This is a genomic window from Acinetobacter sp. SwsAc4, assembly GCF_013391535.1.
Lineage (GTDB): Bacteria > Pseudomonadota > Gammaproteobacteria > Pseudomonadales > Moraxellaceae > Acinetobacter.
Genome location: NZ_JACAXC010000001.1, coordinates 26,761 through 43,792 on the forward strand (window position 1 = coordinate 26,761; position 17,032 = coordinate 43,792).

Sequence of the window (17,032 nt, forward strand, 5' to 3'; positions counted from 1 at the left end):
GAAAATCAGGGCAGACGTTTACGGACTGCTCTTTTTTCTAAAATAATGTCTAAGCGATTAAAAAAGGATTTGAAATGACGAAACGTGTTCCTATTTCTTTTGAATTTTTCCCGCCAAAAACTGATGCTGGCGCTGAAAAGCTACGTATCGTTCACCAAGAATTACAGCGATTAAACCCAGAGTTTTTCTCCATTACTTATGGTGCTGGTGGTTCTACTCGTGAACGCACTTTAGCAGCCATTAATGATTTTAATGGCAAAGGTACGCCCGTCGCCCCTCACCTTTCTTGTATTGGCGATGATAAAGCTCGTATTGCTGAGCTCTTAGATTTATATAAATCACAAGGGATTGACCGCATCGTAGCATTGCGTGGTGATTTACCTTCAGGTCAAGTTGGTCTTGGCGAATTACCTTATGCTCAAGATCTTGTTCGCTTTATCCGTGAACATTCAGGTGATCATTTCCATATTGAAGTTGCTGCGTACCCTGAAATGCATCCGCAAGCTGATAGCTTTGATGGTGACATTCAACGTTTTGTTGAAAAAGTGAATGCAGGCGCGAATGCAGGTATTACCCAATTTTTCTTCAATCCAGATGCTTATTTCTATTTCATCGAACGTATTGCTAAAGCTGGTGTGGATATTCCCGTTGCGCCTGGCATCATGCCAATTACCAATGCAAGTAATTTGATTCGCTTTGCGGATGGAACTGGTGCAGAAATTCCGCGTTGGATTCGCAAACAACTTGCTGCTTATGGTGATGATAGCGAAAGTATTAAAGCCTTCGGCCATGAAGTGATTGTTAAACTTTGCGAACGTTTGATCGCTGGTGGTGCGCCAACACTCCATTTTTATTCAATGAACCAAACAGAGCCAACTCGACAACTCGTTGTTGATCTTGGTTTAAACTAATTTGTACGAGCCTTACCCAGCATGAATCGTTTTTATATCGAAACAGAATTAAATACTGGCAATTCGATTGAATTAACAGAATCGGTATTTCATCACTGGGTACGGGTGCTTCGTGCAAAAGAGCTAGATCAAGCCATCTTTTTCAATGGAAAAGGTGGTGAATATATCGTAACACTTACTGAAATTAATAAGAAAAATGCTTTTGTTTCTATTGATCAATTCAACCCTATAGATCGAACAGCGCCTGCTAAAGTAATTTTAGGCCAAGTCATGAGCAAAGGCGATCGTATGGATTATGCGATTCAAAAAGCCACTGAACTTGGTGTCACAACTATTCAATTATTGACTAGTGAACGTTGCGAAATGCGGTTAAGATATGAACGTGATCAAAAGAAATTAGATCATTGGCAGTCAATTGCGATTGCTGCGTGTGAACAATGTGGAATGAACAAAGTTCCAAATGTTCTAGCACCAATAAGTTTAACCGATTGGGTAAAATCGGAACAGCTACCACAATCACGTTTTGTGTTAGCGCCAAACAAAGACCAAGAAAACGTAGTACTAAATAGCCAGCCTGATTTAGCCCTATTGATTGGTCCAGAAGGCGGTTTAAGTGAAGCAGAAATTGATGCTGCTAACCAAAATCATTTTCAAAGCTGGTGTATTGGAGATCGTGTTTTAAGGACTGAAACCGCTCCAGTTGTAGCTTTATCAATTTTAAATTATCACTTTTCAACCAAATAAAGTATTTGCATTGCTTTCGATCTGGTTTAAGGGTAATTTAAAATAAAACTATATCGTGCTTACAAAAAAATAATGATTGTACGCATAGATAAATAATGAAAAGGACTATTCTTTGTATGCTCGGGGTTCATGAAAAAAAAATTCCGCAGTTTATTTATACGGATCAGATCAACTATCCTAACCACGTACGCCTATTCGTTTTAAGTGTATTTTTGATTGCGCTTCTGGATTATCTGTTATTTGCTTCTTTCTATTCCTTTAGTGCGAATGTCTTTACCACATGGATGACCCTTACTCTTACACTATTACTCATTTTTTACGCAGTTTGTCACTTTTCATTAAGATATTATTCATCAAGTCGCTTTGCTGGAAAAACCAATATTACCTTTCAGGCCATTTGTTTTTTCACGGGTTTGTTGCTGGGAATCAGCACCATTGTGATCAATTACCTATTGATCAGGGATGTCCCGAATCTTTCAGCCTCACATATCCTGATCCTGACCGCCTTGCTGCTCACCTCTTCACATATTATTGCGCTGACTTTTTTAACCCAGCATATCCGTTACTTCTTCCTGTTCTTCATTCCAAGCATCAGCCCTCTGGTGATTTCCCAAATTATAAATAGAGATCAGGAACATACCCTATTTTATATTGCCTATTACCTGTCCTTTTTTGCCACCCTGCTTTGTGCTCAGGCCACCTTTAATATTCACCAGCGCCTGTCTCAGGTTCTGGATAAAAACAAGCAACTGATTGATGTGGCGGAACAACACAATCAATGGACCGAAGAACTTTGCCAACAATTACAACGTGAAGTGAATAAATCGAAAGATATTGAAGCTCAATTACAATTTAACAATCATTTATTAGAACAAAAAGTTCGCGAGCGTACTTTTGATTTAACAGAAATAAATAATAGTTTACAGGAACATCGTCAAAATTTGGCTTTTGCACATGAAACTGCGGGTATTCGACCTTGGGAATGGAATTTAGAAAATAACACTGTTGGGATTACCAATTCTCATCGTAAAGAAGTTACGCGTGATTCTGAGAATCACTATTCGTTGCTGCATAAAATTGTACATCCTGATGATCTTGAACGTGTTAAAAATACACTTTATAAACATCTATGTGGCCAAACTAAACGTTACGAAGAAACTTTCCGCATTAAACGACCGAGTGGTGAATGGGTTTGGATTCATGATGTTGGCCAAGTCATGTTAAGAAATCCTAAAGATGAGACCCCTCTACGCATGGTCGGTATTCATCGTGATATTAACCAAGAAAAGAAAGACCAAGAACGGCTAAAATTAGCAGCGAGTGTATTCGAACAGGCTTCAGAAGGTATCTTTGTTCTGGATGATAGCTTCCACTATCTTGAAGTTAATCCTAAATATGAACAATTAACGGGTTTAGATAAACAGTTCATATTAGGAAAACAACTTTTTGAGATTACTAAACAAAATAAACAGCATCATCATAATTTTCATCTTTCTATCCTTGCTACTTTGCACGAAGAACATGAGTACGAAGGTGAGTTTCAGGAAACTTATCTTTCTGAAAAATCATGTTTCCTTTGGATCCATATGAACGCTGTAAAAGATGAATCAGATCGTGTGATTAATTATATCGGGATTGTCTCTGACCAAACTGAGCGTAAACATCAAGAGCAACGTTTATCATATTTAACCAATTATGATACCCTGACCGATCTACCTAATCGCTTCTATTATCACCAGCAACTGCATCAATATTTGGTTAATGAGGCTTCGATACAGAATTTAGCAGTTATCCGAATCAATATTGACCGTTTCCGTGCCTTGAATGAATTACTCAGCAATCAAGCGGGTAATGAGCTTTTGAAGCAAGTTGCACAACGTTTGCGTATCAGTAATATTGATGCACTTTTAGTCTCACATTTAAGTGCAGACGATTTTGTAATCATTTATGAAATGTCACCGTTACATCCGCCAATTCATCAGTTATGCAGTAATATTGTTGAAGCCTTTAGCAAACCCTTTTATATCGCTAATCAAGAGTATGTGGTCAGTATTTCGATTGGAGTTGCGATTTACCCTGAACACGGTCGTCAAGTTGACAACTTAAATACCCATGCAGAGCAAGCCTTAACAGAAGCCAAACGCTTAGGTGGAAATACAATCCGCTATTATTCTAGTGAGCGAACTAACTTCGTTGTTAATCATACTGATTTAGAGCTTGACTTGAGAAAGGCGATTCAAAACAATGAACTCGTTGTATATTATCAGCCAAAGATCACTGCTCAGAATTGTCAAATTAATGGATTTGAAGCACTCATTCGTTGGAAACATCCAACGAAAGGTTTAATCATGCCCGATATTTTCATTCCTTTAGCAGAAAGTACCAGTCTAATTTCTGATATTGGACGATTTGTCTTGTATGAGGCAGCGAAACAGTTACAAGAATGGCAAAAACTAGGTTTTACGAACATCCACATTGCTGTAAACATTGTTGCTCAACAAATTTTGCGTGGTCAGTTATTGCATGATATTGATGCTGTACTCGATGAATACTCTATTACAGGTGAAAATTTAGAGTTAGAAATTACCGAGTCAGCATTTTTAGAAAATACTGAAAGTGTTAAAACAATTTTGTGTGCATTGAAAGAACGTAATATTTCAATTGCACTGGATGACTTTGGCACAGGCTATTCTTCTCTGGCTTATTTAACTGAATATCCAATTGATATTTTAAAGATTGATCGTGCATTTATCTCGAAAATTGGTAATGCAAAACAAGATGCGATTGTTAATGCTATGATTGCCATGGGTAAAACAATTGGCTTAAAAGTTGTCGCTGAAGGCGTTGAAACAGAACAGCAATGTGAATATTTGAAACGACAAAACTGTGACATATTACAGGGTTACTTATTTGCCAAACCCTTAACTGCCGTACATGCAACTGAATACTTACAGCAACATATGCGTCTAGCAATTGCAAGATATTCCAGTTAAAACCATATTTTGAGCTTTTGGCAGTTTAATTTACACCCAATATAAATTGTCAATAAGCCTATACGTTCAGTGAAAATAAGCTTTTTTGACTGGGCGAAAACATGAACTAGTGCTATATTCTTGTGCACTTATCTTAATATAATCATCAGCCATGTATATGCCTGATTATTATCGGAACAATCGAGACTCAGATGGACGATCAATCTTTAAAAGAAGCCGCTTTATATTACCATGAATTTCCTACGCCTGGAAAAATCAGCGTGACACCGAGCAAGCAACTCGTAAACCAACGAGACTTAGCGCTTGCATATTCTCCTGGTGTTGCTGCTCCATGTCTAGAAATTGAACGTGACCCTTCTGCTGCTGCAAAATATACAGCACGTGGAAATTTGGTTGCCGTCGTGAGTAATGGTACAGCCGTGCTTGGTTTAGGAAACATTGGTCCTCTTGCTTCTAAGCCTGTTATGGAAGGTAAAGGCGTTCTATTCAAGAAGTTTGCTGGTGTTGATGTATTTGATATTGAAATTGCGGAAAATGATCCAGACAAGATCGTGGATATCGTTGCCGCATTGGAACCAACGTTTGGTGGTATCAACCTGGAAGATATCAAGGCACCTGAATGTTTCTATATCGAGAAGAAACTTCGTGAACGCATGAAGATTCCTGTGTTCCATGATGATCAACATGGTACCAGTATTATTGTAGGCTCAGCATTGTTGAATGCCTTGCAGATCGTGAACAAGAAAATTGATGAAATTAAAATCGTTGCATCAGGTGCTGGTGCTGCTGCATTGTCATGTTTAGATTTACTTTGTGCATTAGGCGTAAATAAATCGAATATTATCGTAGCTGATTCTCGTGGCCTTTTAACAACTTCACGTGAAGGACTTGATGAATCGAAAAAACGTTACGTTCAAGATATTTCTGCGACTCAATTACATGAAGTAATGGCTGGCGCAGATATGTTCTTGGGTCTTTCTGCAGCGGGAATTTTAACCAAAGAAATGGTTAAAGAAATGGCTGAAAACCCAATTATTTTTGCACTTGCAAATCCAGATCCAGAAATCTTACCTGAACATGCGCACGAAGTTCGTCCAGATGTGATTATGGCAACTGGTCGTTCAGACTATCCAAACCAAGTAAACAATGCACTTTGTTTCCCATATATTTTCCGTGGTGCACTCGATGTCGGTGCTACAACGATCAACGAAGATATGAAAATTGCTTGTGTACACGCGATTGCACGTATGGCACATATTGAAGCAGATGCTGCGACTTATGGTGAAAAATCTGCATCATTCGGTCGTGATTACTTGATCCCTCGCCCTCTAGACCAACGCTTGATTTTAGAAATCGCGCCTGCGGTTGCTAAAGCTGCAATGGATTCTGGTGTTGCGACACGTCCAATTGAAGATTTCTCTGCATATCGTCAAAGACTTTCTGAGTTTGTATATAACTCAGCATTCTTAATGAAACCGATTTTCTCACAAGCGAAAACTGACCCTAAGCGTATTGCATATGCCGAGGGTGAAGATCAACGTGTATTACGTGCGGTTCAAATTGTTGTAGATGAAGGTCTGGCTAAACCAATTCTTGTTGGTCGTACAGCCGTTATTGAAGACAATATCAGAAAACTCGGTTTACGCTTACAGCACGGTGTCAATATTGAAATCGTCGATCAAGAAAACAATCCTTTATATGATGATTTCTGGAAAGACTACTACAATACAATGCAACGTAAAGGCGTAACTGTTGAATATGCGCAACGTGAAGCACGTCGTCGTTCAACCTTAATCGCCGCATTGCTAGTTAAGTTCGGTAAAGCTGATGGTATGCTATGTGGTACTTATGCGAGCTACGATATCCATTTAGATTTCGTTAAAAACGTGATCGGTTTAAAAGAAGGTCGTAGTACATTCTTTACACTCAATGCATTAATGCTTGAAGATCGTAACTTGTTTATTGCCGATACCTATGTAAATACCAATCCAACTGCTGAACAACTTGCAGAGATGACTATCTTAGCAGCCGAAGAAGTGCGTCGTTTTGGTATGACCCCTCGTGTCGCTTTACTTTCTCACTCAAGTTTTGGAAGCGATCAAGTTGATCCAAGTGCTCAGAAAATGCGTGAAGTTTATCGTTTACTTTCTGAGCAAGCTCCTGAACTTGAAGTTGAAGGTGAAATGCATGGTGATGCTGCATTAGATGATAATATTCGTCATTTTGCATTTCCAAATTCACGCTTTAAAGGTTCAGCAAACTTGTTGATTATGCCGAATTTAGATTCTGCAAATATTTCATTCAACTTGTTAAAAGCAACATCTGGTAATAATGTAACGATTGGTCCAATCTTGTTAGGCGCAGCAAAACCAGTTCATATTTTAACACCGACAGCAACTACCCGCCGTCTAGTGAATATGACAGCTTTAACCGTTGCTGAAATTCAGCAAAGCCAAAACTGATACAGTTTAAGCATAGCTTTTAACATTAAAAGCTATGCTTAATGCTTGAGAAAACCTCTATTCTGTAGCATGATTGTGTGAAGAATAGAGGTTTTTTATGCAAGTTTATTTAGTAGGCGGTGCTGTTCGAGATCATTTACTCGGTCGCCCCTATCACGAAAAAGATTATGTTGTGGTTGGAGCAACACCTGAACAATTATTATCTCAAGGCTACCAACCCGTTGGAAAGGATTTTCCTGTATTTCTTCATCCAAAAACAAAAGAAGAATATGCACTAGCGCGTACTGAAAGAAAATCAGGCATTGGCTATCACGGATTCCAATTTTTTACTGATACCACTGTTAAATTAGAAGAAGATTTAATTCGCCGTGACCTAACAATTAATGCAATGGCAATGGATGAAACTGGACAAGTTTATGATCCATATGGTGGTCAAAAAGATCTTGATCAGAAAATCCTACGCCATGTTTCAGATGCATTTACAGAAGATCCCTTACGTGTGCTACGTGTTGCTCGCTTCGCTGCTCGTTATGCTAGTTATGGATTTGAAATTGCAGAAGAAACTTTGCAATTAATGAAAAGAATTGCCAATTCAGGGGAACTGAATGCTTTAACACCTGAACGTGTATGGAAAGAGACTTCTCGTGCATTAATGGAAGATCATGCCGATATCTATTTTCAAACATTAAGAGATTGTGATGCACTAAAAGTACTGTTTCCCGAGATAGATGCATTATTTGGTATTCCTCAACGCCCAGAGTACCACCCTGAAATAGATTGTGGTGTACACACCTTAATGGCACTAAAACAAGCTTGTCAGGCCAACTATGGACTAGATGTACGTTTTGCTGTCTTGGTGCATGATTTAGGGAAAGCACTTACTCCAACTGAGGAATTACCACGGCATATCATGCATGAGGAACGTGGATTAGAACCCGTTACAAACGTATGTGAACGCTTGAAAGTTCCCACACATCTGAAAAATTTGGCTTTAATTGTTTGCAAAGAACATCTGAAATGCCATCAAATCAAAAATTTGAAACCTGGTACTGTATGGCGTTTACTACAGCGCTTGGATGTTTTACGAAAACCAGAAAAAGTCATTGCTTTTGTGCAGGCTTGTGAATGCGATGCTAAAGGTCGATTAGGTTTAGAAGATCGCCCTTACCCACAAGCACAGTATATTTTGGATGCCATGGAGATTGTTCGGAATATTAGAGCACAGGATTTACCAGAACATGTTCAAGGTGCAGAAATTGGCGAAATGCTCATTCAGTATCGGATTGAAGCATTAGCAAAACTTAAAGAAACACATGACGAACAATTTTAAAAAATTAACATAAATAAAAACCCAGTCATAATGACTGGGTTTTTTAACTTTTACTGATTCAATAAAAATTATTGAGCAGCAGCAGCTTGAGCAGCAGCAACTTCGTCAGCAAAGCTCATTTCAGCTTTCTTCTCAATACCTTCACCTACTTCGAAGCGAACGAATTGAGCTACATTGGTACCAGTTGCTTTCAATACATCAGCAACTTTCTTGTCGTTGTCGATTACATACATTTGACGGTCAAGTGCAACTTCGTTCAAGTATTTGTCAACTGAACCACTTACCATCTTCTCAACGATGTTCGCTGGCTTACCAGATTCCAACGCTTTCGCTTCAGCAATTTCTTTCTCTTTCGCGATCAAGTCAGCTGGAACAGCTTCTGCATTTACAGCAACTGGGTTGAACGCAGCAACGTGCATTGCAATACCTTTACCAGTGTCAGCATCACCTGTGTAAGATACAACCACACCAATTTTTAAACCGTGCTTGTAAACAGCCAAGTTTTCGCCTTCAACGATTTGAGCACGACGAACCTGGATGTTTTCACCGATTTTTTGAACAAGCGCAACACGAGCTTCTTCTACAGTCGCACCGTCTTCAAGCTTAAGTTCAGCAATTTTTGCAGCATCAGTTTCATTTGCAGCAAGCGCAGCAGCAGCAACCTTATCAGAGAAGTTTTTGAAGTTTTCGTCTTTTGCAACGAAGTCAGTCTGACAGTTAACTTCAACAAGAATTGCTTTATTACCGTTTTGGATGATAGTAATCGCACCATCAGCAGCAATGTTACCTGCTTTTTTAGCAGCTTTTGCTTGACCTGATTTACGAAGGTTATCAATCGCAAGTTCAATGTCACCGCCTGCTTCTGTTAATGCTTTTTTGCATTCCATCATTGCAAGACCAGTACGGTCACGTAATTCTTTTACCATGCTTGCAGTAATTGCAGTCATGTTGATCTCCTAAAATCGGTAGAAAATAAATCTGTTCAACAAAAACGGCCCAAAGAAACTCTGGACCGTTTGCAATCTCGACGCTTAATTTGCCACCATTACATGTCGCAAAAATGACAAGCTTGCGTCAAACCGCATTAAGCCTCAGAAGCGTCTTTTGCAGCGTCATCGCCTTTAGCTTGTGCATTCGCTTGTGATTGAGCATATTCTTTACCAGCAAGAATTGCATTTGCCATAGCTGATGCATATAAAGTTACTGCACGGATCGCATCGTCATTACCAGGAATAACATAATCAACGTTATCTGGGTTAGAGTTTGTATCAACGATACCGATTACAGGAATACCTAAGTTTTTCGCTTCTTTGATTGCAATCGCTTCGTGATCAACGTCGATTACAAATAATGCGTCAGGTAAACCACCCATGTTTTTAACGCCGCCTAAAGCTCGTTCAAGTTTTTCCATCTCACGAGTACGCTCTAAAGCTTCACGTTTAGTAAGCTTAGCAAAAGTACCATCTTGAGATTGAGTTTGAAGATCTTTTAAACGGTTGATAGATTGGCGAAGTGTTTTCCAGTTCGTCAACATACCACCTAACCAACGGTGATCTACATAAGGTTGACCAGCACGTTGAGCTTGTTCACGGATGATGTTAGAAGCAGCACGTTTAGTACCAACGAACAATACTTTGTTCTTTTTGCTTGCAAGATTGTTAACAAAGTTCAAAGCATCATTTAACGCAGGAACAGTGTGCTCAAGGTTGATGATGTGAATTTTGTTACGCGCGCCGAAAATATATTGACGCATTTTTGGATTCCAAAAACGAGTTTGGTGACCAAAGTGTGCGCCTGCTTGAAGAAGGTCGCGCATGCTTACGTTGTAATCTGCCATTTTCTTTACCTTAAAGTTTGGGTTAGGCCTCCATATATCCGCATTCTCCACCTATTGCTAGGCACCCAGAGTAATGTGACGATATATGTGCGGATTTTTGATAACTATTCATCAGTTTTTCGCACAACTTTTATAAGCAAAATTGTCACGAAAAGCATTTGATAAAATAGGCGGCTATTTATACCATAGACGCTTGCAAATTACCAAAAGTTTTTAGAGATCATGAACACGACTTATACAGCTCCTCGTCGATTAATCAAAACGCCCGAAGAAATTGAAAAGATGCGTGTTGCAGGAAAACTAGCGGCTGAAATTTTAGACATGATTAAACCGCATATTAAAGCGGGAGTGAGTACTTTAGAACTCGATACAATCTGTCGTAACCATATTGAAAATGTACAACAGGCAATTCCTGCCTGTGTGGGCTATGGCGCTGCACCAGGTCGCCCTGCTTTCCAGCATTCCATCTGTACTTCAGTCAACCATGTGGTTTGTCATGGTATTCCCTCTGAAAGTAAAGTTTTAAAAAATGGTGATATTCTCAATATTGATGTAACAGTCATTAAAGATGGTTATCACGGTGATACCAACATGATGTATATCGTTGGTGGAGAGACTTCTATTCTTGCAAATCGTCTCTGCCAAGTTGCGCAAGAAGCCATGTATCGTGGTATGGCTACGGTTAAACATGGCTCATATCTTGGCGATATTGGACATGCAATCCAACAATATGTTGAGTCTGAACGTTTTAGTGTTGTGCGTGAATATTGTGGTCATGGTATTGGCAATGTTTTCCATGATGAACCACAAGTTTTACACTATGGTCAGAAAGGTACGGGTATGCGCTTAGAAGCAGGCATGACGTTTACGATTGAGCCAATGGTCAATGCAGGGGTTTGGCAAACAAAACTTTTAGGTGACAAATGGACTGTGGTTACTAAAGACCACAAGCTTTCAGCTCAATATGAACATACCATTTTGGTAACAGAAACAGGCATCGAAGTACTTACTGCTCGCCCTGAAGAAGATTTATCTCGTTTTATGTAATTTATTTCGTTAAAGAAAAGCTACTTCGGTAGCTTTTTTTCATATTCATAATTTCTTCATTAATTCATCTAAATCAAACAAAAGTCTTCATAAGCATAACAATTTTAAATTTTAACTAAACAAACCATTTAGTAAAAAACGTTATTTTTATCAGAATAAAAAGTTCCTTATAAATCGGACATGGAGTCCTCACTATGAAAAAACGCATGCTATGCATTGCAGTAGGAATTGCTGCAACCCTACCCACTATGAGCTTTGCGGAGTCACCTTATTTTAGTTTAAAAGATGGAGATGGTTTCAAACGTTTCTCTCTTTCAGCTGGTTGGTTACATGCCATGCCACAAGGTTCTGCAAATCCTATTAATATCAATACGACTGTAGCTGAGGGAACACAATCTAAAGTAGGTGATGTGTCTAAACAAGCCGTACTAGATGCAGCAGTCAAAGATTCCAATCCTATCGTTTACGGTGCGATTAATTTATGGCCAACCGATACTGTATCGGGTCTTGCAACAGGTACAGCTACCATTAAAGGATTATCTAACTGGCAAAGCCAAGGAACAGGTTTAGAAGCAGACAATGTAGATACCGTTGGTATTATGGCAAATTATCACTTTACTGATAATTTATCTCTAGAGATTAAGGCCGGAATTCCTCCAAAAGTTGATATTAAAGGGAAAGGCGACATATACGCGCCATTAAGTGGATCAGCAAGTACTATTTTAGGTGATATTGACTTAAAACAGGATCTTCATATCACAGATCTGACCCAAGGAGGCAAAGCAGCAACTGCACGTGCTTGGCTACCTGCGGTAGAACTCCATTACCAGTTTGGTAAATCAGGCGTCAATAAATTCCGACCTTACGTTGGAGCAGGTGTGATGTATGCTTATTTTAATGATCTTAAAATGAACTCGGGCATAGAATCTGATTTAGTAAAAGCTGGTCACATGATCCAAAATATCCATGACGGCAAAGCAGGAGCTGCCTTAGATGGTAAGACATCATCAGCAGATCCTATTGTCGAATTGGAAGCGACTGATACTTTTGCTCCGATTGTCACAGTAGGCGCAACTTATGATTTCAATCCAAATTGGTTTGCCGTTGGGTCAGTTTCTTATTCAAAAATGAATAATGAAGCAAAAATTTATGTGACTGACCGCAATACAGGTAAAGAGTTGATCCAAGCAAATACTAAAATTGATATAGACCCACTTATTACTTATTTAGGCGTTGGCTATCGTTTTTAGACAAAACTTTAAAAAACAGCTTCGGCTGTTTTTTTATTTATCGCCACCTTTTAAATCATCATTCATAAAAAACATGCACCAATTGCAATCATTTTCGAAATAATGAAGACACATAAATATCAATAAAGCATATGAGATTCATTGATAAATAGCATTCATCAATACAAATAATATTATAAATATAATTATATATTTATAATCATGTAGTTAATTTTAAATTTTGATCAAATTTATTTTTTGGCACACCCCTTGCTTAGTAACAAGCATCATGAATCAACGATGATTCATAAAAAAATTTGCTGACGGCCAATGAAGTCCGTTCTGTTCGGTTTGTGTATGCAGAAATATTGCATAGCAAAAATATATTTCGTTCAGTTCAGGGGAAGGTTATGTCTTCAAAAATGAATCTAAATGCTAAAAAAGCAACTGAAATAAAATTATTTAGCTTTTCAACGCCCGCCATGCGTGCTTTTCATATGACTTGGCTCGCATTCTTTGTATGTTTCTTCGCTTGGTTTGCTTGTGCACCCTTAATGCCAGTCATCAAAGGTGAATTTAATCTAACCAAAGACCAAATCGCAAACATCAATATCGCTGCGGTTGCAATCACAATTCTGATCCGACTCATTGTTGGTCCACTCTGTGATAAATATGGACCACGCAAAACCTATACTGCTCTTCTCATTGTTGGCAGTATCCCTGTTTTCGGTGTTGCAGCAGCAAATACTTATGAATCGTTCTTGTTTTTCCGTCTCTTGATTGGTGCAATTGGTGCGAGCTTCGTCATCACCCAGTATCATACTAGTGTCATGTTTGCACCTAATGTTGTTGGCACAGCCAATGCGGCTTCTGCAGGTTGGGGAAATGCGGGTGGAGGTGCGACACAAGCAATCATGCCATTAATTCTCGGTGCAATTGTGATGTTTGGCGTTGAACAAGCAATGGGTTGGAGAATTGCGTTGCTTGTACCTGGCATTATGATGGTAATTGTTGGTGTACTTTATTGGAAACTTACACAAGACTGTCCACAAGGTGACTTTAAAGAATTACGCGCAAACGGTGTTGAAGTTGGTAGCGGTAAAAAAGGTGGTGTTGCTATCTTAATGCAAGCTGCTCGTAACTATCGTGTTTGGATTCTATTTGTTTCTTACGCAGCATGTTTCGGTATCGAAATCTTCATTCATAACATTGCGGCAATGTACTATGTCGACCACTTCAACATGGGTTTAAAAGAAGCAGGTTTAACTGCGGGTATCTTTGGTCTACTTGCCTTATTCGCTCGTGCTTTAGGTGGAATTGTTTCAGATAAAGTTGCGATTTCAAAAGGTTTAGATGGTCGTACAAAAGTATTATTTATTCTTATCTTATGTGAAGGCTTATTCCTCATTCTCTTCTCACAAATGAATACTGTAGCTCTTGCTATTATTAGTATGACTGTCTTCGCGCTATTCACGCATATGTCTTGCGGAGCAACTTATGCTTTAGTTCCTTTCATTGACCGTAATGCACTTGGTGGTGTGGCGGGCATTATCGGGGCTGGTGGTAATGTTGGTGCGGTTGCAGCAGGCTTCCTACTTAAAGGCTTACTAGATGTTCAAACTTGCCTCATGATTTTAGGTAGTCTTGTAACTGTGGCCGCTTTCGGTGTCATTCTCATCCGCTTCTCTGTAGAACATAAAACGAAAGAACAACAACTGTTTGACCAAGCTGTGCTTGAACGCAACTCTATCACCTCTTAATCATCATTCACTTAGTGCGGGGAAACTTACCTTTCCCCTACACAATCTAAATTAAATCCAGAAATTATAATCTCTCAGGGGTCTCAATATGAAATTGAATCTTCTTAGCTTTGCTATGCTCAGTGTTTTAACAACTACGGCATTTGCCGCAGATAACTTTTTAAGTCAAACTAAATTTTCTCTCGATAGTCGCCTACGTTACGAATTGGTTGACCAAGATAACCAACTAAAAAATGCTGATGCCTGGACTTTGAGACTACGCCCTTCACTGGAAACTGACTCTTGGCATGGCTTAAGCGCATTTGTGCAAGGAGAAGGAACTGTCGAAATTAATGATCATTTCAATAGCACACGTAATGCTGAAACAAACTACAGTACAGTCCCTGATCCTAAAAACCTACAATTGAATCAAGCTTATTTAAAATATGCTTATAGTCCAAAGTTTGATTTAAGTATTGGTCGTCAAGCTATTAATTTAGATAATCAGCGCTTTGTAGGCTCCGTAGCTTGGCGTCAAAATGATCAAACCTTTGATGCGATTAGTTTAAATATTAAACCTTGCAAAGAGTTTGGCTTGTATTATGCCTATATTGATCAAGTCAATACTATTTTTGGTAGTGAAGATGTAAAACCTAAATTTGTAGCAGCCCAAGATGGTAAACAAAACAGTCAAATTCACTTAATTCAAGCTAAAATGAATTACAACCCATTGTTGAACGCAACACTATATGGGTATTTGATGGATTTCGAGGATTTAAGTGCTTGGTCAAATCAAACCTATGGCTTACGCTTAACAGGTAAGAAAAACAATTTTAGATACGTTGCTGAATATGCCAAACAAAGTGAATATGCTGAGCAACCTATAAATTATGATGCTGATTATTATGGATTAGAATTAGGTTATAGCATCACGGATCAAGGCTCAGCACTGGGTGAAATCACACTTGGCTATGAAGTGCTTGGTAGTGATGATGGAAAAATTGCATTTCAAACCCCATTGGCGACTAAACATAAGTTTAACGGATGGGCTGACTTATTCTTGACCACGCCCGTGAATGGTTTAACTGACTTGTACATTTCATCAAGTTTTAATGTATTTGGTAAAGGTAAATTAGGCACTGAACTACATCAATATCGTAGTGATGAAAAAAATATGAATTATGGTCAAGAATTCTCTATTTCTTATTCTCATGCTTTGCCTATTAAAGGTTTGTCTGCCCTAGCAAAATTCTCAGATTATCAAGCGGAAGATTTTTCTGTAGATACTCAAAAGTTATGGTTGCAAATGGATTATAAATACTGATATTGAGTCGTTGTAATCTAATTATAAAAAAACTGTCATCAAATCATCAAATTTCGATGGTGTAATAAAAAATAAAAAACTCCAAAATTTGCAAAAAGCTTGCTGATCGACCTTTATCAGCAAGCTTTTTTCTTTTCATAAATAAAAAGGCTACCTCAGTAGCCTTTCATATTCAAATTAAATCATAAGATCATATTAGTCTTGAGGCTTAGGCAATGGGATATATTGCGACTGCGCGTTTTGTTGGGTTTTTCTCTCTCCAACTTTAACTTGCATGCTCTGTTGCTTACCATCGCGTTCAACCATCACATCAATCACACTTTGTGGTGCTTGCAATGCAACATAGTTGATTAAATGTGAAGCTGAAGTAATTTGCTCATTATTGACTTGAATAATTTTATCGCCGCGTTTTACACCTGCAGCATCTGCTGGACCATCACGCAAGACATCGGCAACAACAACACCTACAGATTTGGCTGCTAATACATCTTGCTCAACAGTGTTCGGAATTAAGCTAATACCTAACCAACCACGCACAACACGTCCATCTTTCAAAATTGAATTTAGAACTTGTTGGCAGACATTTGCAGGAATCGCAAAACCAATTCCAAGTGATCCACCTGATTGCGAGAAAATAGCGGTATTTACACCGATTAAATTACCAGCGACATCAATTAATGCACCGCCAGAGTTACCTGGGTTAATTGCAGCATCTGTTTGAATAAAGTCTTCGTAAGTATTAATACCAAGATCAGAACGACCCGTGGCAGAGATAATCCCTTGAGTCACGGTTTGCCCTACACCAAATGGATTGCCAATTGCGAGAACGACATCACCAACTTCATTACCACTCAATTTGAATGGCAATACAGGAAGCTTATCCAACTCAATCTTGATCACAGCTAGATCTGTATCAGGGTCAGTGCCAATCACTTTTGCTTCTGCACGACGACCATCATGCAAAGCAACCACAATATGTTCAGCCTGAGCGATTACATGATTATTCGTCAGAATATAACCGTCTGCACGAACGATTACTCCAGAACCTAAACTATTTTCATTCTGTGGTTGTTGTGGCACCTGATTACCAAAAAACTCACGAAATACAGGATCATTGAGCAATGGATGATTCAACTGTTTGACTTTTTGTGTAGTAAAAATATTGACTACAGCAGGTGCAGCAACTTTAACTGCAGCACTATATGAAACAACGCCACCAGCTCGTGTCGTATCAATCAGAGGTTCAACTTTTTCAGCAGGCATTTTTACACCATCAGCTGCAACTGTTGGTTTAGGTTGATGAAATCTCTGCCAAGCCAGAAAACTAAATATAACAAGAATGAGTAATACCCAAGGTAACCATGTAAATGCACGGCGCACGTCTATTATCCTCTAGGCGAAATTAGTTTATGAGTA

12 protein-coding genes are annotated in these 17,032 nt (G+C 38.8%); 9 read left to right on the forward strand and 3 right to left on the reverse strand.

What is annotated here, in order from left to right:
• Nucleotides 1-74: 74 nt before the first annotated feature.
• The 5 genes from metF (at nucleotide 75) to HYG88_RS00155 (ending at nucleotide 8,440) form a co-directional block, all read left to right on the forward strand.
• Nucleotides 75-911 carry a methylenetetrahydrofolate reductase [NAD(P)H] gene (gene metF, locus HYG88_RS00135; RefSeq protein ID WP_005161073.1) on the forward strand — a complete coding sequence of 279 codons (837 nt, stop codon included), beginning with the start codon at nucleotides 75-77 and terminating at the stop codon, nucleotides 909-911.
• A gap of 21 nt (nucleotides 912-932) precedes the next feature.
• On the forward strand, nucleotides 933-1,655 hold the full coding sequence (locus HYG88_RS00140) for a 16S rRNA (uracil(1498)-N(3))-methyltransferase (protein WP_005161077.1): 723 nt from the start codon (nucleotides 933-935) through the stop codon (nucleotides 1,653-1,655).
• 116 nt (nucleotides 1,656-1,771) lie between these two features.
• Entirely contained in the window at nucleotides 1,772-4,648 is a 2,877-nt protein-coding gene (locus HYG88_RS00145) for an EAL domain-containing protein (RefSeq protein WP_005161079.1), read from the forward strand.
• A gap of 191 nt (nucleotides 4,649-4,839) precedes the next feature.
• Entirely contained in the window at nucleotides 4,840-7,110 is a 2,271-nt protein-coding gene (locus tag HYG88_RS00150; RefSeq protein ID WP_005161082.1) for an NADP-dependent malic enzyme, read from the forward strand.
• 97 nt (nucleotides 7,111-7,207) lie between these two features.
• Entirely contained in the window at nucleotides 7,208-8,440 is a 1,233-nt protein-coding gene (locus HYG88_RS00155; protein ID WP_005161085.1) for a multifunctional CCA addition/repair protein, read from the forward strand.
• A gap of 68 nt (nucleotides 8,441-8,508) precedes the next feature.
• Here the strand turns inward: HYG88_RS00155 and tsf are convergent, their stop codons facing one another.
• Nucleotides 8,509-9,387: a translation elongation factor Ts gene (tsf, locus tag HYG88_RS00160; RefSeq protein WP_005161087.1), complete on the reverse strand. Its 879-nt coding sequence runs from the start codon at nucleotides 9,385-9,387 to the stop codon at nucleotides 8,509-8,511.
• A 137-nt stretch (nucleotides 9,388-9,524) separates the two neighbouring features.
• Complete coding sequence (gene rpsB, locus HYG88_RS00165) at nucleotides 9,525-10,277, reverse strand: 30S ribosomal protein S2 (protein ID WP_004661273.1); 753 nt, start codon at nucleotides 10,275-10,277, stop codon at nucleotides 9,525-9,527.
• A gap of 222 nt (nucleotides 10,278-10,499) precedes the next feature.
• Between rpsB and map the strand changes: the two genes are divergently transcribed.
• The 4 genes from map (at nucleotide 10,500) to HYG88_RS00185 (ending at nucleotide 15,616) form a co-directional block, all read left to right on the forward strand.
• Nucleotides 10,500-11,324 carry a type I methionyl aminopeptidase gene (map, locus tag HYG88_RS00170; protein ID WP_005161089.1) on the forward strand — a complete coding sequence of 275 codons (825 nt, stop codon included), beginning with the start codon at nucleotides 10,500-10,502 and terminating at the stop codon, nucleotides 11,322-11,324.
• Between the two features lie 194 nt (nucleotides 11,325-11,518).
• A complete protein-coding gene (locus tag HYG88_RS00175) occupies nucleotides 11,519-12,574 on the forward strand; it encodes an OmpW family protein (RefSeq protein WP_005161091.1) in 1,056 nt (351 codons plus the stop codon).
• A 389-nt stretch (nucleotides 12,575-12,963) separates the two neighbouring features.
• Entirely contained in the window at nucleotides 12,964-14,313 is a 1,350-nt protein-coding gene (locus HYG88_RS00180) for an MFS transporter (protein WP_005161093.1), read from the forward strand.
• An 88-nt stretch (nucleotides 14,314-14,401) separates the two neighbouring features.
• Nucleotides 14,402-15,616 (forward strand): alginate export family protein, encoded by a 1,215-nt coding sequence (locus HYG88_RS00185; protein WP_005161094.1) that lies wholly within the window; start codon nucleotides 14,402-14,404, stop codon nucleotides 15,614-15,616.
• Nucleotides 15,617-15,811: 195 nt separating this feature from the next.
• Here HYG88_RS00185 and HYG88_RS00190 read toward each other — a convergent pair whose 3' ends face one another.
• Nucleotides 15,812-16,996: a trypsin-like peptidase domain-containing protein gene (locus tag HYG88_RS00190; RefSeq protein ID WP_178882384.1), complete on the reverse strand. Its 1,185-nt coding sequence runs from the start codon at nucleotides 16,994-16,996 to the stop codon at nucleotides 15,812-15,814.
• Between the last annotated feature and the right edge of the window lie 36 nt (nucleotides 16,997-17,032).